Origin of the sequence: Salmonella sp. SJTUF15581 (assembly GCF_043356775.1) — a bacterium.
Classification (GTDB): domain Bacteria; phylum Pseudomonadota; class Gammaproteobacteria; order Enterobacterales; family Enterobacteriaceae; genus Salmonella; species Salmonella enterica.
This window is the reverse complement of sequence record NZ_JBEUJY010000003.1, coordinates 224,451-241,583: the sequence shown is the minus strand read 5'-3', so window position 1 is coordinate 241,583 and position 17,133 is coordinate 224,451. Positions and strand designations below refer to the sequence as shown.

Sequence of the window (17,133 nt, the reverse complement as noted above, 5' to 3'; positions counted from 1 at the left end):
TTAAATGAGATTCAAAAAACACCTGTTGGGATGGCTTGCCGCAACGCTGTTGTTCAGTAGCCAGACGCAGGCCGCGCCGCTGGTTCTCGCCACCAAAAGCTTTACCGAACAGCATATTCTTTCCGCTATGACCGTTCAGTATTTGCAGAAGAAAGGCTTTCAGGTTCAGCCGCAAACCAATATCGCCGCGGTGATTTCACGTAATGCGATGGTGAATAAACAAATTGATATTACCTGGGAATACACCGGTACATCGCTGATTATTTTCAACCGTATCGATAAGCGCATGAGTCCACAGGAAACCTACGACACGGTAAAACGCCTGGATGCGAAGCTGGGCCTGGTATGGCTCAAACCGGCTGACATGAACAATACTTACGCGTTCGCGATGCAGCGCAAACGCGCCGAGTCGGAAAATATCACCACCATCTCGCAAATGGTGGCAAAAATTGAACAGGTCCGGCAGAACGATCCTGACCACAACTGGATGCTCGGCCTCGATCTGGAATTTGCCGGGCGCAGCGACGGAATGAAGCCCCTTCAGCAAGCCTACCAGATGCAGCTTGATCGCCCGCAAATACGACAGATGGACCCAGGGCTGGTCTATAACGCCGTTCGGGATGGGCTGGTTGACGCCGGGCTGGTCTATACCACCGACGGACGGGTGAAAGGGTTTGATCTGAAAGTGCTGGAAGATGATAAAGGCTTCTTCCCAAGTTACGCTGTCACGCCCGTGGTGCGTAAAGAGGTGCTGGAAGCCAATCCTGGCCTTGATGACGCCTTAAACACCCTTTCCGGCCTGCTCAATAACGATGTGATATCGACCCTAAACGCCCAGGTCGATATCGAGCATCGCACGCCGCAACAGGTAGCCCATCAATTTTTGCAGGACAAAGGTCTGCTGTAAGGAGCGCCTATGGATACGATACATTATATGCTGGATAACGCAGGCTATCTCGCCAGCCTTACCTTTCAGCATCTCTGGCTGGTCGCGCTGGCCGTCGGTCTGGCGATTATCATCGGCGTACCGTTAGGCGTTTTGATTGTACGCCACAAATGGCTGGCAACGCCGGTATTGGGCGCCGCCACGCTACTTCTTACCATTCCGTCTATCGCGCTGTTTGGATTAATGATCCCGCTCTTTTCGCTGATCGGACATGGTATTGGCGTTCTGCCCGCCGTGACGGCCGTTTTTCTCTACTCTTTACTGCCGATTGTCCGTAATACCCATACTGCGCTTGATAGTTTGCCGCCCGGTCTGCGTGAAGCGGGACGCGGCATCGGTATGACTTTCTGGCAACGGCTGCGCTGGGTCGAAATCCCAATGGCCCTACCGGTTATTTTCGGGGGTATCCGCACCGCGGTAGTGATGAATATCGGCGTGATGGCGATTGCCGCGGTGATCGGCGCCGGCGGTCTGGGACTGCTACTGTTAAACGGCATTAGCGGCAGCGATATTCGCATGTTAATTGCCGGCGCGCTGATGATCTGTCTACTGGCGATTGTGCTTGACTGGCTGTTGCATCGTCTGCAAGTCGTACTGACACCTAAGGGGATACGATAATGATAAAACTGGAAAATCTCACCAAACAATTTGTACAGAAAAAGGGTCAGCCGCTAAAAGCCGTCGACAACGTCAACCTGAACGTGCCGGAAGGCGAAATGTGCGTCTTACTCGGTCCCTCCGGCTGCGGCAAAACCACCACGTTAAAGATGATCAACCGGCTGATCGCGCCCAGCAGCGGTAATATTCTTATCAACGGCGAGAATACCAACGATATGGATACGGTAACGCTACGCCGCAATATTGGGTATGTTATCCAGCAGATCGGCCTGTTTCCTAATATGACGATTGAAGAAAATATTACCGTTGTGCCGCGCATGTTGGGTTGGGACAAAGCGCGCTGCAAGCAACGCGCCGAAGAGTTGATGGACATGGTGGCGCTGGATGCCAGAAAATTTCTGCATCGCTATCCAAAGGAGATGTCCGGGGGACAGCAACAGCGTATTGGCGTGATCCGCGCTCTGGCCGCCGATCCGCCGGTACTGCTGATGGATGAGCCCTTCGGCGCGGTGGACCCCATTAACCGCGAAGTGATCCAGAACCAGTTTCTGGATATGCAGCGTAAGCTAAAAAAGACCGTGATGCTGGTCAGCCATGATATCGACGAAGCGCTAAAACTCGGCGACCGTATCGCCGTGTTCCGTCAGGGGCGAATTGTACAGTGCGCCAGTCCTGATGAACTGCTGGCCAAACCGGCTAACGAGTTTGTCGGGTCGTTTGTCGGTCAGGACAGAACGTTAAAGCGTTTGCTACTGGTCTCCGCAGGCGATGTGACCGACCAACAGCCAACCATTACCGCGCGGCCTTCCACGCCGTTAAGCGAGGCGTTCGGCATTATGGATGATCACGATATTCGCGCCATTACCGTCATTGACAACGACGGTAAGCCACTGGGATTTGTGAAGCGCCGGGAAGCGCGGAACGCCAGCGGAATCTGCGCCGATATCACCCATCCTTTCCGTATTACGGGCAAAGCGGAAGATAATCTGCGTATTGTGCTGTCCAGATTGTACGAAAGTAATACCAGCTGGATGCCGATCGTTGATGAAGACGGACGCTATAATGGTGAAATCTCTCAGGATTACATCGCCGACTATCTCAGCTCAGGCCGCACGCGTCGGGCACTAAATATTCACGAAAACAGCTAACGCTGCCGCCGGATGGCCTCTCGCTATCCGGCAATATCATTATTGTACGCAATATTATATCGCACATAGTGCTTTTGCGTCTGACGCCATTTCCCCGCAGAATAGGCTATCCTGAAACTCCCTGTTTACCCGCTCATGCATCGTTTACACGCTTACCCGGATCTGCGCGCGATGTTTCGTCGCCTGCTGATCGCTACGCTCATCGGTATTCTCGCGGCGCTGGCTGTCGCCGCCTTCCGTCATGCGATGCAATTGCTGGAGTGGATTTTCCTGAGTAATAACACCGGCAGTCTGGTGAATGCGGCTGAGGGGCTTTCGCCCTGGCGACGGCTGATTACGCCGGCGCTTGGCGGCCTGGCCGCTGGTCTGTTGCTGTGGGGGTGGCAAAAAATGAACCAACAGCGCCCCCATGCGCCCACTGACTATATGGAAGCATTGCAAACCGACGGGCAATTTGACGTTGGCGCCAGTCTGGTGAAATCGCTGGCCTCGCTGCTGGTCGTGGTCAGCGGCAGCGCAATTGGTCGCGAAGGCGCAATGATCCTCCTCGCCGCGCTGGCGGCATCCAGCTTTGCCCGACGCTTCACGCCGCGTGAGGAATGGAAATTATGGATCGCCAGCGGCGCCGCTGCGGGCATGGCGGGCGCTTACCATGCGCCGCTGGCGGGCAGCCTGTTTATCGCGGAGATCCTGTTCGGTACCTTAATGCTGGCTTCCCTCGGCCCGGTTGTCGTTTCCGCCGTCGTCGCCCTGCTAACCACCCATGTATTAAACGGTAGCGATTCACTACTCTATACCGTACATCTGACCGTTGATCTCCACGCGCGGGAATACGTCATGATAGTCAGTACCGGCCTGGTCGCCGGTCTGTGCGGCCCATTGCTGATGTGGCTGATGACGGCCAGCCATAATAGTTTCTTACGCTTAAAACTGTCCCCGCCCTGGCAACTGGCGTTGGGCGGGCTTATTGTCGGATTACTGTCGTTACTCACGCCCACGGTATGGGGAAACGGCTATAGCGTCGTACAATCATTTTTGCTCTCCCCGCCGCTATTCTCGCTGATTGGCGGAATTTTTGCGTGCAAAATCCTGGCGGTGCTCGCCAGCAGCGGGTCTGGCGCGCCGGGCGGCGTCTTTACGCCAACATTATTTGTCGGATTATCCATTGGAATGTTTCTGGGTCGGATATGGGGATTCTGGCTGCCAGGCTCGGATGAAATAGCGATTTTATTGGGGCTGGCGGGTATGGCGACGCTACTGGCGGCGACAACCCATGCGCCGATAATGTCCACCCTGATGATTTGTGAAATGACCGGCGAGTATCAGTTACTCCCCGGTCTGCTGATTGCCTGTGTAGTCGCGTCAGTGCTCTCGCGAACGTTACGCCATGATTCTATCTACCGCCAGCACGCTGCCGAGCATTGACAAACGAATATACTGCCCCAGCTCACGCTGCTCGGCGCGCGGCAGGTACGGTAACTCGCCAATCAGCGGCGCTGGCAGTTTTTTCCCAAGCACATCAATAATTTCAGCATAATGCGCCAGGCCAGGATTGATACGATTCGCCACCCAGCCAATTAATGGCAGTCCATCGTTAGCGACAGCTTGCGCAGTCAGTAGCGCATGATTAATGCACCCCTCCTGAATCCCTACCACCATCAATACCGGTAACTGTTCCTGTACCACCCATTCGGACAATGGACGTAAATCATTCATCAAACTACGCCAGCCGCCAGTGCCCTCCACAACCACGTGGTCCACTTTATCGCTCAGGTTCGCCAGACCGTTGGACAGCAAGGTGTAATTTATAGGACAGCTATGCGCGACGCTGCTTTCTTCTTCGCTTAACGCGATTGGATTAATCGCCTCATACGGCAACTCCAGCGAAGAGACGCTTTGCAATACCAGCGCATCTTTGTTGCGCATCCCTTCTGCAGTCTCTTTGCTCCCTTTAGCGACAGGTTTATACCCTGCAACGCTCTTACCACTCGACGCTAACGCTTGTAGTAATGCGCGGGAAACCACCGTCTTCCCAACAGAAGTGTCTGTACCTGTAATAAAGAAACGCTTCAGCATCACTAACTCCACCGTTATGCTTCGAAAATATAAGCCAGGAAAATAATACAGTGGAGAAAGTCTAAGATATGGCAAGGGCAATCAGCTTGAGTTAGCGCAAATTTTTGTACAACAGTTAAAAAATGTTAACCCTGTAATAGACGAATCAACAAAGAGCCGTTATACATCGCGTCTTTTACCAACGCCGCCCCGGCCATCGTGCCCTGGTTGGTAAACTGCGTGCTTTCCACTACCGTATTCCTACTGTAGGCGGGCAGCGCCTGCTGACGGATACTGTCAGCAATGGCCGGAAAAAGGATATCAGCCGCTTTACTTAGCGGCGAACCAATAAGAATTTTTTGCGGATTAAATAAATTCACCATGATAGCCAGAATGCGTCCGACATGCGCGCCAACGCCGCTAATAATATCTTTTGCTAATAGATCTCCCTGCATCGCCGCCTGACACAGTGAATCTACCGTTAACGGCTGGCCGTGCAACATTGAACTCATCGATTGATTAAGCCGAAGCTGCGTAAGTTCCAGCACGCTATCGACGCTGGCGATGGTCTCCAGACAGCCATGATTACCGCAATAACAGCGCTTACCATAAGGATCGACCTGGGTATGCCCAATCTCTACCAGACTGCTACTACCCGCATGAAGCAAATGACCGTCGGTGATAACGCCCGCCCCCACATTATGATCAATCACCACCTGGATAACGTCGCGCGCGCCGCGTGAGGCGCCAAAAAGCGCCTCTGCCATCGTCCAGGCGCTAATATCATGCTGAATGTAAACCGGTACGCCGGTGTGCCGCTCCAGCGCATCTCCCAAAGGCATCTCTTTGACATCTTCGTAATACGGCATCCGGTGCACAACGCCGTTTTCGGTATCGATAATGCCCGGTAACGTAATGGCAATGGAGGTCAGACGCTCCAGTTTCTGCTGATGGCGGGTAAAAAACCGATCAACGTGCGTAATAATTCGCTCAAGCAACGGCGTAGCTTCGTTTAACGGCAGCGCCAGACACTCTTCTACCACCAGTTTGCTGCTAAGATCGCGCAGTGCAAGGAAAATTTCGCCACGGCTAATACGAATAGATAAATAGTGCCAGGCTTCCGTTTCCACCATCAGCCCGACGGCGGGACGTCCACGACTGCCCGCCTCTTTAATTTCAAGTTCCTGAACCAAATGCGCTTCCAGCATTTCGCGAACAATTTTCGTAATACTGGCAGGCGCCAACTGCGCCAGACGAGACAGGTCAATTCGCGATACCGGTCCGAGCTGATCAATCAGGCGATACACTGCGCCAGCATTGGTCTGCTTAATTTGATCGATATGCCCAGGCTGACTATCAGCAACCACCGCTCACTCCCTTTATTTTCGCGCTCCGAAATAATCTGTGTGCTATGGTGAAACACTTCAATACTCGCCGTCAACTTTTTGCTTAGCCGTGTGATTAACTGCACATTTTCACCCTTTTTAAGCGTAATTAATCCCGTCGGGCAGCCAGTAATAGCAGTTGGCAAAACCGCTGTACGGCATGACTCTGTTCATGATGCTTTGGCCATACCAGCCACATTTCAGATACGGCGTCCTCTTCCGCCAGGGGAACCCAGCGCATCTCGCTCATCTGTACACGCTTAAAGGATGCCGGCAGAATCGAGACGCCCAGCCCCGCCGCCACCAGACCGATAATGGTCATTGCCTCGCCAACCTCCTGCGTGATGGTCGGCGACAGGTTATAGCGCCGCATCAGGCCGAGAATATCGTCGTAGAGGCCCGTCCCGACATGCGGATCGAAAAAGACGAAAGGTTCTTCCGCCAGTTCTGTCAGACTGACGACCGGCTTTTGCGCCAGCCGATGTTCGCGCGGGATCATGGCCATAAGCGGCTCATGCAAAATCACCTCGCGATTAAGTGTGTCGGGCAGCGGCGTATTCCGCAGCAAGCCAATATCCAGTACGCCTTCGTTGAGCGGCGCGATTTGCTCACGCGTATTCATTTCACGCGTTTGCATATGCACTCCCGGATAGGACTGGCGGAACAGCGAAAAGGTATGCGATACCGCCCGAATAAAAGGCGCTGAAGACGTAAAGCCAATACGGATTTCACCCGCTTCGCCCTGATGCAACCGCTCGGCGCGAGCGGCGGCGTCGTTTACCAGACTCAGGATGTGTCGGCTGTCCACCAGAAACTGTCGCCCGGCGGCGGTTAACGCTACGCTGCGGTTGGTCCGCGCCAGTAATCGCGCGCCGACCTGCTGCTCCAGAATTTGTATCTGCTGACTGAGCGGCGGCTGCGAGATATTGAGGCGCGCGGCGGCGCGACCAAAATGCAGCTCTTCTGCTACCGCCACAAAGTAACGTAAATGACGTAATTCGATATTCATATTTTTAACGTCTTATTTGAGACAATTAATATATTAGACAGAATATTTTGCTTTTTCTATGCTTTACATGTCGGTTATACCCGTCTCCTGTTGACGGAGATGTAAAGCAAGGATTTAACGTGAGTCGTACAACTATTCTCGATGACGCCACGGCGAGCGATATCGATGAACAACGCCATTCTCAGCCGGTTCAATTTATTAAACGCGGTACAGCGCCTTTCATGCGCGTCACGCTGGCCCTTTTTTCCGCGGGCCTGGCGACTTTCGCCTCCTTTATTGCGTTCAGCCTATATTACCTGTACTTTCCCAGGAGTTTGGCGTCTCCCCCGCCAGCAGCAGCGTTTCACTTTCTATTTCTACCGCCATGCTGGCTATCGGCTTACTTTTTACCGGCCCGCTTTCTGATGCGATAGGCCGTAAACCAGTGATGGTCACCGCCTTGTTATTAGCCTCCTGCTGCACATTGTTATCAACCATGATGACCAGCTGGCATGGTATTCTGATTATGCGCGCGCTGATCGGTCTGTCGTTAAGCGGTGTCGCCGCGGTGGGAATGACCTACCTGAGCGAAGAAATCCATCCCAGCTTTGTCGCTTTCTCTATGGGGCTTTATATTAGCGGTAATTCCATCGGCGGGATGAGCGGGCGTTTATTAAGCGGCGTCATGACCGACTTTTTTAACTGGCGCATCGCGCTGGCGGCCATCGGATGCTTTGCGCTGGCGTCCGCGCTGATGTTCTGGAAGATTTTACCCGCCTCGCAACATTTCCGTCCCACGTCGCTACGGCCTAAAACGCTATTTATTAATTTTCGTCTCCACTGGCGCGATCGAGGGTTACCTCTGCTGTTTGCGGAAGGCTTTTTACTGATGGGCGCGTTCGTCACCCTGTTTAACTACATTGGCTATCGCCTGATGCTCTCCCCCTGGGAATTAAGCCAGGCCGTGGTCGGACTGTTATCCGTAGCCTATCTCACCGGCACATGGAGCTCGCCGAAAGCTGGCGCAATGACCTCACGCTATGGCCGGGGGCCGGTGATGCTGTTCTCTACCGCAGTAATGCTGGGTGGGCTTTTACTGACGCTTTTTACCTCGCTTTGGCTGATTTTTGCCGGGATGCTGCTTTTTTCCGCCGGCTTTTTCGCCGCGCACTCCGTGGCCAGTAGTTGGATTGGCCCGCGTGCGCGCCGGGCGAAGGGACAGGCCTCGTCACTTTATCTTTTCAGCTATTATCTGGGGTCCAGTATCGCCGGGACGCTAGGCGGCGTATTCTGGCATAGTTACGGCTGGAACGGCGTAGGCGGTTTTATCGCGCTAATGCTGGTGCTGGCCATCCTGGTCGGGACGCGGTTACATCACCGTCTTCACGCCTGAAAAGAAATAATCCGGCGATAGCGACGTGCGCTATCGCCGGGCTGGTTTCACGCCACGACTCACTGTTCACCATAGACCTGTCAGGCTTGATACGCCCATAACTTCTCTGATTGCATCCAGCGCCAGAAGCGTAAATACCACCCAGATTATCGGATTCATATACGGTGTGCCTGTTATTCTGGAGGGCGGATATTACCGACTCTGCGACCAAAAATAACGGCCGGTAACGTAAAGCTACCTATTATGGTGGGGGCTTACATCGCGTTACCGGGGGATTGTACATAGCGTTACATGCCGAAACCAATCACTCACGGAAGCCTTTTGATAACAGCGATATAGTCATTTCACCGGCCCCGCAGTGGGGTTGAATGAAAACCAAATCGAGGGTATCAAAATGAAAAAAGTATTAGCTCTGGTTGTTGCCGCTGCAATGGGTCTCTCTTCCGCAGCATTCGCGGCTGAGACTGCAACGCCTGCGAAAACCGCAGCGCCTGCCAAAACAACCCAGACCACCCAGCACCACAAAAAACAGCATAAAAAAACCGTTGAGCAAAAAGCGCAGGCGGCTAAAAAGCACCAGAAAAAAGGTGGTAAAGCGCCAGCCAAAACCACGTCAAAACCAACTACTCAACCGGCTGCGTAAGTCGTAACATGCTGCGGCGCGCCCCCGCGCCCGTTTTTACGGCGCTAAATTGTTCTGGTTTAGCGCCGCCTTCCGGGAGGGCAAAAAAGTGTCTCGCTACCGCTTTGAGCTCATTCTTATCGTGCTTATTTTATGCGCCGTTATTGCCACGCATTTCTATCTTTCCTGAGTGTAGTTATCTGATTTTACTCCCACTTTCTTACCGTCATGTCTATAGTAGTACTGAGGGTTTGTTGTTAATAATCATAATTACCCACCAGAGTGTGATATGCATAAAACCATTGCTGTATTACTGGGCATAGTGTGTTTTTTACCGGTTATGGCGAAAGCCAGGGGGGCTGAAACAGACGCCACGGATGCCAGCGACGTCAAAACGCTTTTTTTTAACCATGACGATCGGGTGCCCGTCGCCGATCCTACCCAATCGCCGTGGGATGCCATCGGGCAACTAGAGACCGCCAGCGGTAATTTGTGTACGGCAACGCTTATCTCCCCGCATATCGCCCTAACAGCAGGTCACTGCCTGCTAACGCCACCGAAAGGAAAACCAGACAAGGCGGTTGCGCTGCGTTTTGTGGCGCGAAAAGGAGTATGGCGCTATGAAATCCACGGCATTGAAGGCCGCGTTGAACCGTCGCTGGGCCGACGTCTGAAAGCGGATGGCGATGGCTGGATTGTGCCGCCTGCCGCGGCAAGCTGGGATTTTGGTCTGGTAATATTGCGCTACCCACCTTCCGGTATCACGCCAGTGCCTTTATTTACCGGCGATAAAGCGGCGCTCACTGCGGCGTTGAAAGCCGCAGACCGAAAAGTCACGCAGTCCGGTTATCCGGAAGATCATCTGAATGCGCTTTATTCCCATCAGGATTGCGTCGTGACCGGCTGGGCGCAGAATGCCGTACTCTCACACCAGTGCGACACGTTACCTGGCGACAGCGGCTCGCCGCTCTTATTGCACACGGATAGCGGATGGCAGCTCATTGGCGTACAAAGCTCCGCCCCTGCGGCTAAAGATCGCTGGCGTGCCGATAACCGCGCCATATCCGTCACCGGCTTTCGCGATAAGCTGAAAGCTCTGGCGCAGGATTAATGCGGGAATCGCTGCCTGACCGGCAGCGATCGTCTCAGGCAAATTTGATCATGACCATTCCGGCGAGCAGCAATATCACGCCAACCCAGCCTTTGGGGTTTAAGCGCTGACCGAAGAGCACCCAGCCCGCCGCCAGCGTGGCGGCAATACCAAAACCGCCCCATAGCGCATACGCCACTGACAGGTCTATCCCTTTAACCGCCTGGGAAAGCGCGCTGAAGGCGGCCAGAACAGCGGCAAGCGATAAGATGCCATAGCATTTACGGCGAAAGCCGTCCGAAAATTTCAACAGTACGTTAGCCGCGATTTCCAGCATTATTGCCAGCCCAAGCCAGGCGCCGTGTATCCATTCAAATTGTTGCACGAGCCGCCCCCTTCACCGGTTTGCCGGGTTTACGCGTCCCTGATTTGATCAATACGATGCCGGCGACCAGCGTCAGCAAGCCGGCAATCTTCATGGTTGATAATGCTTCATCAAATAGCAGCACGCTAAAAATGGTAATAAATAAAATGCCGATCCCTTCCCATAAGGCATACGCTACACCCAGGGCAATCTTTTTTACCGCAAAAGAAAGGAATATATATGACAGCGTGATCATCACCAGCATTAAAATAAAACCCGCATTGCCATTACCCACGCTAGCCCATTTCATTGAGAGCGTGCCGGTAATTTCAGTCGCGATAGCCAGAGCTAATAAAATCCAGTAAAACATGACACTTCTCCTGCATGAGAATATACTCTTTCGAGTCTGCTGCACGCAGCAAACTAAAAAATAAAATCAGTTAGCACAGCGCGTTGCGCCAGCTCAGGCAGAAGTGAGAGACTAAAGTGCGTTACGCCAGTGCTGCTCGCCAATAAGCAGGAAAAAGGAGGTAGAGTGAAGATGCGTTTGCGTGGAGAAAAAAGCGCTGAACATATTGTCCATAATATTACAATTATCCGCAGTGTTGCTTCTCGTCATCGCGGATGATAATTGTCCTCGGTAGTTGAACACGCCTGATTTGTATCATAAGCCAGGAATTAACTCAAAATATTTTCACTTCTTTACCTGAAGTGTTTGATTTTAACCAGAACAGGTCGACCGACATCACATTATTATTCGAGTCGGCATCAGAAAACAGGGACTGATATGGCAAAACCGATCATCACGCTCAATGGTCTAAAAATCGTCATTATGCTGGGAATGCTGGTGGTTATTCTGAGCGGTATCCGCTTCGCCGCAGATATCATTGTTCCCTTTATTTTGGCGTTATTTATTGCAGTCGTTCTCAATCCCGTTGTGCAACGGATGACCCGATGCCGAATTCCGCGCGTTGTCGCCGTATCATTGCTCATTGTGATTATTGTTATGTTAATGGTACTGCTACTGGCCTATTTGGGGACATCATTAAATGAACTGGCTCGTACCCTACCGCAATATCGCTCCTCATTGGTGATACCGTTGCAACGTATTGAACCGTGGTTACAGCGAGCAGGCATTGGCGTGTCGGTTGATGAGCTGGCGAAATATATCGATCCAAACGCCGCCATGACTCTGGTAACGAACCTGCTCACCCAGCTGTCCAATGCCATGTCGTCCATCTTTTTATTGTTATTGACCGTGGTATTTATGCTGCTGGAGGTTCCACAATTGCCTGAAAAACTGCAGCAGATGATGAGCCGTCCGGCGGAAGGCATGGCGGCAATTCAACGCGCGCTTGATAGCGTTTCCCATTATCTGGTGTTAAAAACAGCGATCAGTATCGTGACGGGGCTGGTCGCATGGGGAATGCTGGCCGCGCTGGATGTCCGCTTCGCCTTTGTCTGGGGTCTACTGGCCTTCGCGCTGAACTATATTCCTAATATTGGATCGGTGCTCGCTGCCCTGCCACCCATTATTCAGGTGCTGGTATTTAACGGGTTTTATGATGCGCTGCTGGTGCTGGCAGGCTATCTGCTGATTAATCTGGTCTTCGGCAATATCCTTGAGCCACGAATCATGGGTCGTGGTTTAGGCCTTTCAACCTTAGTGGTATTTTTGTCGTTAATTTTCTGGGGCTGGCTATTAGGTCCGGTGGGCATGTTGCTCTCCGTTCCGTTAACCATCATTGTCAAAATCGCCCTCGAACAGACCACCGGCGGGCAGAGTATCGCCGTTCTGCTTAGCGATTTAAACAAAAGATAAAATGCAATACATACACAAAATCATTCAAGATGCCTCGCGGCGGCAAGGGAAGAAATCCCCGGGAGCATAGATAACGATGTGACCGGGTTTTCTGAGCGCAGCCAACAAAGAGGCAGCTTAAAGGATGAAGTGTATAAAAACGGCCTCCGAAGAGGCCGCCGCACGTTTAAAAGATTAAAGCGCTTTCAGAATCGCATCCACGCTGGCTTTGGCATCGCCAAACAGCATTTGCGTATTCTCTTTAAAGAACAGCGGGTTCTGCACGCCAGCATAACCGGTATTCATTGAACGCTTAAAGACCACGACATTCTGTGCTTTCCACACTTCGAGAACCGGCATACCGGCGATCGGGCTGCGGGGATCGTCTTGCGCCGCCGGGTTCACCGTATCGTTCGCGCCAATCACCAGCACGGTATCGGTATCGGCGAAATCATCATTGATTTCGTCCATTTCCAGCACGATGTCATAAGGCACTTTCGCCTCTGCCAACAGCACGTTCATATGCCCCGGCAGGCGACCCGCCACCGGATGAATGCCGAAACGCACGTTGATACCGCGCGCACGCAGTTTTTCGGTGATTTCCGCCACCGGATACTGCGCCTGCGCCACCGCCATCCCGTACCCCGGCGTAATAATGACGGAGTGGGAGTTTTTCAGCATCTCAGCGGTCTCTTCCGCCGTGATTTCGCGATGTTCGCCAGCTTCCTGATCGTCGCCCGTTGAGGAGCCGTCAGTACCGAACCCACCAGCAATAACGCTGATGAAAGAGCGGTTCATCGCTTTACACATAATGTAAGACAGGATCGCGCCTGACGAACCGACCAGCGCGCCGGTCACAATCAGCAAATCGTTGCTCAACATGAAGCCAGCCGCCGCGGCAGCCCAACCGGAATAGGAGTTCAGCATTGAAACAACCACCGGCATGTCCGCCCCGCCGATAGAGGCGACCAGATGCCAACCAAACGCCAGCGCGATAATGGTCATCAGCAGCAGCGCCAGAACCTGTAGACCCACGCTTTCGGTGCGGACAAAAACCAGCAGCAACAGGAAAGAAACAACCAGCGCCGCCAGGTTCATTTTGTGACGGTTAGGCAACATCAACGGCTTAGAAGAGATTTTGCCGCGCAGTTTACCAAACGCTACGATCGATCCAGTGAAAGTGACTGCGCCAATAAAGATACCGAGGAAGACTTCGGTCAGATGAATATTCACCAGCACCGGCGCCAGACTGGCGTCATGGTACAGATAGCTGTTAAAGCCAACCAGTACCGCCGCCAGGCCCACGAAACTGTGCAGAATCGCGACCAGCTCCGGCATCTCGGTCATCTCAACTTTTTTCGCCATGCGGATGCCAATCGCGCCGCCAATAATCATGGCGACCAGAATCCATGCCACGTTGCCGGTATCCGGCCCGAAAATGGTCGCCAGCAACGCGATCGCCATCCCGGCAATACCGAAGTTATTCCCCTGGCGGGACGTTTCATGCTTTGAAAGCCCGGCAAGACTGAAAATAAACAGGATCGCGGCAACAATGTATGCAGCTGTAACTAATCCTCCAGACATGTGTTACCCCTTAGTTTTTCCGGAACATTTTCAGCATACGCTGAGTCACGGTGAAGCCACCGAAAATATTAATGCTGGCGATAAGCACCGCGATAAAGCTCAGGAAGCTGACCCAGCCGCCCTGACCAATTTGCAATAATGCCCCGACAACAATAATCCCTGAAATTGCGTTGGTCACCGACATTAATGGCGTATGAAGCGCATGAGACACGTTCCACACCACGTAATAACCAACCACGCAGGCGAGCGCAAACACGGTAAAATGGCCGAGGAACTCTTTTGGCGCGACATCGGCCAGCCAGCCAAAAAGAATGATCGCCAGCGCCATTAACGCATACTTCCGCCAGGGTGAAGCGGGCTTTTCCGGCTCTTTTGGCGCAGGTGCTACTTTAGGTGCGGCCTGTGGCTGCGCGGAAACCTGGATTGGCGGCGCAGGCCAGGTAATGTCGCCGTCGCGAATCACCGTCACGCCACGGATCACGACATCGTCAAAATCCACGTCAATATTGCCGTCTTTCTCTTTGCACAGCAGCTTCAGCAGGTTAACCAGGTTGGTGCCATAAAGCTGGGATGACTGCGTCGGCAAACGCCCCGGTAGATCGGTGTAGCCAATCACTTTTACGCCATTGTCCGTCGTCACAACCTGATTAGCGACGGTATATTCGCAGTTACCGCCATTCTGCGCGGCCAGGTCGACAATCACGCTGCCGGCCTTCATAGAATCGACCATATCGCGGGTAATCAGCTTCGGCGCTGGTTTGCCCGGAATCAACGCGGTGGTAACGATGATATCGACCTCTTTGGCCTGGGCGGCAAAGAGCGCCATTTCCGCTTTGATAAACGCCTCGGACATCACTTTGGCGTAACCATCGCCGCTACCGGCTTCCTCTTTAAAATCCAGTTCGAGGAACTCAGCCCCCATACTCTGGACCTGCTCTTTGACTTCAGGACGAGTGTCAAACGCGCGGACAATCGCCCCCAGGCTGTTTGCCGCGCCGATAGCCGCAAGACCGGCTACGCCCGCGCCAATCACCATCACCTTCGCCGGTGGCACTTTCCCGGCGGCGGTGATTTGGCCGGTAAAGAAGCGCCCAAATTCATGCGCGGCCTCTACAATGGCGCGATAACCCGCGATATTCGCCATTGAGCTTAACGCGTCGAGCGACTGCGCGCGGGAAATACGCGGCACGGAGTCCATCGCCATCACCGTAACCTTACGTTCGGCAAGTTTCTCCATTAACCCAGGATTTTGCGCAGGCCAGATAAAACTGACCAGCGTAGTTCCGGGGTTCAGTAAAGCGATTTCATCTTCTTCAGGCGCATTAACCTTGAGAATAATTTCCGACTGCCAGATAGCATTGCCGTCTACAATATCCGCGCCAGCCTGCGCAAACGCTTTGTCGTCAAAACTTGCCAGTTGACCCGCCCCGCTTTCGATAGCGACGCTAAACCCCAGCTTCAGTAGCTGCTCTACCGTTTTCGGCGTCGCAGCGACACGGGTTTCATTGGGTAACCGCTCTTTTGGTATGCCAATTCGCATAAATGTTCCCTTCCATCGGTATTTTTGATGATGGTTTGTCAGTAAGCGCGAGAAGCGTACGCCTGCCCGCGTTTGAGGTAAATGTTACCCCAGCAGAATAAAACCGTTACAAACTCTCTATAACCTACTGAAAATAACGCCTGTGATCTAGCGCCAAAAAACAGAATTTTTTATCAAATTTGCAAAACATGAACGATTCAGCCGCTAAGCAGCCATAATGCCTTGAAAATGGCCTGCGAGGGCTGATAATTCGCTCAAATTTGACAGCAAAACATCATTAAACCCCTGCCGGGATCAAGAAATTAACATTAAATTAACTTATTAAATTTATGCGCTTCATTAGCTTAGCCGCCCGGACGCCGTTTTTTTCGACATATCGGCAAATGTTATCATCAAAGATAGGATACATGACACGATGCGTGAAAAATCCCGCAGACATCCATATGGTTTAAATGCAATAATCAGCCACGTTTCTAGTCAATAACAATACCAGTACCTGGTTTGCGCAAGGCGAAGGATTATTTTTATGAAGCTTAAGAACACTCTCCTGGCGTCGGCTCTGCTTTCTGCGGCTGCTTTTTCTGTCCATGCAGCAACAGAACTGACGCCGGAGCAAGCGGCTGCACTAAAACCTTATGACCGCATCGTTATTACCGGTCGTTTTAATGCTATTGGCGATGCGGTCTCCGCCGTGTCCCGCCGCGCAGATAAAGAAGGCGCAGCCTCCTTCTATGTTGTCGACACCTCGGAGTTCGGCAACAGTGGTAACTGGCGTGTTGTGGCGGACGTGTATAAAGCCGACGCGTCGAAAGCCGACGCGCCCAAAAATCGTGTCATTAATGGCATCGTGGAATTACCGAAAGACCAGGCCGTACAATTAGAACCGTATGACACCGTCACCGTTCAGGGCTTCTACCGTAGCCAGCCGGAAGTTAACGATGCCATTACGAAAGCGGCGAAACAAAAAGGCGCATACGCTTTCTATATTGTTCGTCAGATAGATGCGAATCAGGGCGGAAACCAGCGCATCACTGCATTTATCTATAAACAAGATGCGAAAAAACGCATCGTCCAGAGCCCGGACGCTATTCCGGCAGACTCTGAAGCTGGCCGCGCCGCGCTGGCTCAGGGCGGCGAAGCTGCGAAGAAAGTCGAAATTCCAGGCGTCGCCACGTCAGCCTCGCCGAGCGCCGAAGTAGGCCGTTTCTTCGAAACGCAATCCTCCAAAGGCGGACGTTACACTGTCACACTTCCGGATGGCACAAAAGTTGAGGAGCTGAATAAAGCGACGGCTGCGATGATGGTGCCTTTCGACAGCGTTAAGTTCACCGGCAACTACGGCAATATGACAGAAATCTCCTATCAGGTCGCCAAACGCGCGGCGAAGAAAGGCGCTAAGTATTATCATATTACGCGTCAGTGGCAGGAGCGCGGCAATAACATCACCATCAGCGCCGACCTCTATAAATAAGGCGCGCGTCGCCATCAGGCTTTCTCGCCGGATGGCGGCATACCTGCCTTATCAGGCCTACACGATCGTTCAACGGTAGGCCTGATAAGCCGCCATCCGGCACTTTCTCGCGGGATGCCAGTTCCGTC

Annotated in this window: 16 protein-coding genes and 1 pseudogene; 9 read left to right on the top strand and 8 right to left on the bottom strand. The window is 52.8% G+C overall.

Going from position 1 to position 17,133, the window contains the following annotated elements; translation table 11 throughout:
• The first annotated feature begins 4 nt into the window (after positions 1 to 4).
• The 4 genes from osmX to clcB all read left to right on the top strand — a co-directional run bounded on the left by osmX (position 5) and on the right by clcB (position 4,137).
• Positions 5 to 907: an osmoprotectant ABC transporter substrate-binding protein OsmX gene (osmX, locus tag ABVN36_RS08065; protein ID WP_001211193.1), complete on the top strand. Its 903-nt coding sequence runs from the start codon at positions 5 to 7 to the stop codon at positions 905 to 907.
• A gap of 9 nt (positions 908 to 916) precedes the next feature.
• Positions 917 to 1,564, top strand: coding sequence for an osmoprotectant ABC transporter permease OsmW (gene osmW / locus ABVN36_RS08060; RefSeq protein WP_000379677.1), 648 nt, complete (start codon positions 917 to 919; stop codon positions 1,562 to 1,564).
• Positions 1,564 to 2,712 carry an osmoprotectant ABC transporter ATP-binding protein OsmV gene (gene osmV / locus ABVN36_RS08055; RefSeq protein WP_000593092.1) on the top strand — a complete coding sequence of 383 codons (1,149 nt, stop codon included), beginning with the start codon at positions 1,564 to 1,566 and terminating at the stop codon, positions 2,710 to 2,712. The genes osmW and osmV overlap by 1 nt, the downstream gene beginning before the upstream one ends.
• A gap of 135 nt (positions 2,713 to 2,847) precedes the next feature.
• Positions 2,848 to 4,137 carry a voltage-gated ClC-type chloride channel ClcB gene (gene clcB / locus ABVN36_RS08050; RefSeq protein ID WP_023138131.1) on the top strand — a complete coding sequence of 430 codons (1,290 nt, stop codon included), beginning with the start codon at positions 2,848 to 2,850 and terminating at the stop codon, positions 4,135 to 4,137.
• On the opposite strand, the gene bioD is transcribed toward clcB, so the two are convergent.
• The 3 genes from bioD to ABVN36_RS08035 all read right to left on the bottom strand — a co-directional run bounded on the left by bioD (position 4,093) and on the right by ABVN36_RS08035 (position 7,161).
• Positions 4,093 to 4,788, bottom strand: a complete 696-nt coding sequence (gene bioD / locus ABVN36_RS08045) for a dethiobiotin synthase (protein WP_000919232.1) — start codon at positions 4,786 to 4,788, stop codon at positions 4,093 to 4,095. The genes clcB and bioD overlap by 45 nt on opposite strands.
• 125 nt (positions 4,789 to 4,913) lie before the next feature.
• On the bottom strand, positions 4,914 to 6,134 hold the full coding sequence (mlc, locus tag ABVN36_RS08040) for a sugar metabolism global transcriptional regulator Mlc (RefSeq protein WP_000225087.1): 1,221 nt from the start codon (positions 6,132 to 6,134) through the stop codon (positions 4,914 to 4,916).
• Positions 6,135 to 6,261: 127 nt separating this feature from the next.
• Positions 6,262 to 7,161: a LysR family transcriptional regulator gene (locus tag ABVN36_RS08035; RefSeq protein ID WP_001019577.1), complete on the bottom strand. Its 900-nt coding sequence runs from the start codon at positions 7,159 to 7,161 to the stop codon at positions 6,262 to 6,264.
• A gap of 119 nt (positions 7,162 to 7,280) precedes the next feature.
• Here ABVN36_RS08035 and ABVN36_RS08030 point away from each other — a divergent pair.
• A pseudogene (locus ABVN36_RS08030) lies at positions 7,281 to 8,533 on the top strand (MFS transporter).
• A 66-nt stretch (positions 8,534 to 8,599) separates the two neighbouring features.
• On the opposite strand, the gene ABVN36_RS08025 reads toward ABVN36_RS08030, so the two are convergent.
• On the bottom strand, positions 8,600 to 8,692 hold the full coding sequence (locus tag ABVN36_RS08025) for a KPN_01571 family protein (protein ID WP_001068154.1): 93 nt from the start codon (positions 8,690 to 8,692) through the stop codon (positions 8,600 to 8,602).
• 235 nt (positions 8,693 to 8,927) lie between these two features.
• Here ABVN36_RS08025 and asr point away from each other — a divergent pair, with 235 nt between their 5' ends.
• Complete coding sequence (gene asr / locus ABVN36_RS08020) at positions 8,928 to 9,176, top strand: acid resistance repetitive basic protein Asr (RefSeq protein WP_000756314.1); 249 nt, start codon at positions 8,928 to 8,930, stop codon at positions 9,174 to 9,176.
• Positions 9,177 to 9,444: 268 nt separating this feature from the next.
• On the top strand, positions 9,445 to 10,266 hold the full coding sequence (locus ABVN36_RS08015; protein ID WP_000549649.1) for a serine protease: 822 nt from the start codon (positions 9,445 to 9,447) through the stop codon (positions 10,264 to 10,266).
• Between the two features lie 34 nt (positions 10,267 to 10,300).
• Here ABVN36_RS08015 and mdtI read toward each other — a convergent pair whose 3' ends face one another.
• The gene (gene mdtI, locus ABVN36_RS08010) at positions 10,301 to 10,630 is read right to left on the bottom strand and encodes a multidrug/spermidine efflux SMR transporter subunit MdtI (RefSeq protein ID WP_001183821.1); all 330 of its coding nucleotides are present in this window, start codon (positions 10,628 to 10,630) and stop codon (positions 10,301 to 10,303) included.
• Positions 10,617 to 10,979, bottom strand: a complete 363-nt coding sequence (gene mdtJ, locus ABVN36_RS08005) for a multidrug/spermidine efflux SMR transporter subunit MdtJ (RefSeq protein WP_000500279.1) — start codon at positions 10,977 to 10,979, stop codon at positions 10,617 to 10,619. The genes mdtI and mdtJ overlap by 14 nt, the downstream gene beginning before the upstream one ends.
• A gap of 417 nt (positions 10,980 to 11,396) precedes the next feature.
• Here mdtJ and ABVN36_RS08000 point away from each other — a divergent pair, with 417 nt between their 5' ends.
• Entirely contained in the window at positions 11,397 to 12,431 is a 1,035-nt protein-coding gene (locus ABVN36_RS08000; RefSeq protein ID WP_023138130.1) for an AI-2E family transporter, read from the top strand.
• A gap of 174 nt (positions 12,432 to 12,605) precedes the next feature.
• Here the strand turns inward: ABVN36_RS08000 and pntB are convergent, their stop codons facing one another.
• Both pntB and pntA read right to left on the bottom strand, forming a co-directional pair.
• Positions 12,606 to 13,994: a Re/Si-specific NAD(P)(+) transhydrogenase subunit beta gene (pntB, locus tag ABVN36_RS07995; protein ID WP_000014056.1), complete on the bottom strand. Its 1,389-nt coding sequence runs from the start codon at positions 13,992 to 13,994 to the stop codon at positions 12,606 to 12,608.
• A 10-nt stretch (positions 13,995 to 14,004) separates the two neighbouring features.
• Positions 14,005 to 15,534: a Re/Si-specific NAD(P)(+) transhydrogenase subunit alpha gene (gene pntA / locus ABVN36_RS07990; protein ID WP_020898748.1), complete on the bottom strand. Its 1,530-nt coding sequence runs from the start codon at positions 15,532 to 15,534 to the stop codon at positions 14,005 to 14,007.
• Between the two features lie 526 nt (positions 15,535 to 16,060).
• Here pntA and ydgH point away from each other — a divergent pair.
• Positions 16,061 to 17,005, top strand: coding sequence for a DUF1471 family protein YdgH (ydgH, locus tag ABVN36_RS07985; protein WP_000769302.1), 945 nt, complete (start codon positions 16,061 to 16,063; stop codon positions 17,003 to 17,005).
• The last annotated feature ends 128 nt before the right edge of the window (positions 17,006 to 17,133 follow it).

Excerpts from the sequence above, each read along its gene's own strand:
- clcB (WP_023138131.1), top strand. The coding sequence starts at position 2,848 with ATGCATCGTTTACACGCTTACCCGGATCTGCGCGCGATGTTTCGTCGC.
- ABVN36_RS08035 (WP_001019577.1), bottom strand. The coding sequence starts at position 7,161 with ATGAATATCGAATTACGTCATTTACGTTACTTTGTGGCGGTAGCAGAA.
- mdtJ (WP_000500279.1), bottom strand. The coding sequence starts at position 10,979 with ATGTTTTACTGGATTTTATTAGCTCTGGCTATCGCGACTGAAATTACC.
- osmX (WP_001211193.1), top strand. The coding sequence starts at position 5 with ATGAGATTCAAAAAACACCTGTTGGGATGGCTTGCCGCAACGCTGTTG.
- pntB (WP_000014056.1), bottom strand. The coding sequence starts at position 13,994 with ATGTCTGGAGGATTAGTTACAGCTGCATACATTGTTGCCGCGATCCTG.
- ABVN36_RS08025 (WP_001068154.1), bottom strand. The coding sequence starts at position 8,692 with ATGAATCCGATAATCTGGGTGGTATTTACGCTTCTGGCGCTGGATGCA.
- osmV (WP_000593092.1), top strand. The coding sequence starts at position 1,564 with ATGATAAAACTGGAAAATCTCACCAAACAATTTGTACAGAAAAAGGGT.
- bioD (WP_000919232.1), bottom strand. The coding sequence starts at position 4,788 with ATGCTGAAGCGTTTCTTTATTACAGGTACAGACACTTCTGTTGGGAAG.
- pntA (WP_020898748.1), bottom strand. The coding sequence starts at position 15,534 with ATGCGAATTGGCATACCAAAAGAGCGGTTACCCAATGAAACCCGTGTC.
- osmW (WP_000379677.1), top strand. The coding sequence starts at position 917 with ATGGATACGATACATTATATGCTGGATAACGCAGGCTATCTCGCCAGC.
- ABVN36_RS08000 (WP_023138130.1), top strand. The coding sequence starts at position 11,397 with ATGGCAAAACCGATCATCACGCTCAATGGTCTAAAAATCGTCATTATG.
- ABVN36_RS08015 (WP_000549649.1), top strand. The coding sequence starts at position 9,445 with ATGCATAAAACCATTGCTGTATTACTGGGCATAGTGTGTTTTTTACCG.
- asr (WP_000756314.1), top strand. The coding sequence starts at position 8,928 with ATGAAAAAAGTATTAGCTCTGGTTGTTGCCGCTGCAATGGGTCTCTCT.
- ydgH (WP_000769302.1), top strand. The coding sequence starts at position 16,061 with ATGAAGCTTAAGAACACTCTCCTGGCGTCGGCTCTGCTTTCTGCGGCT.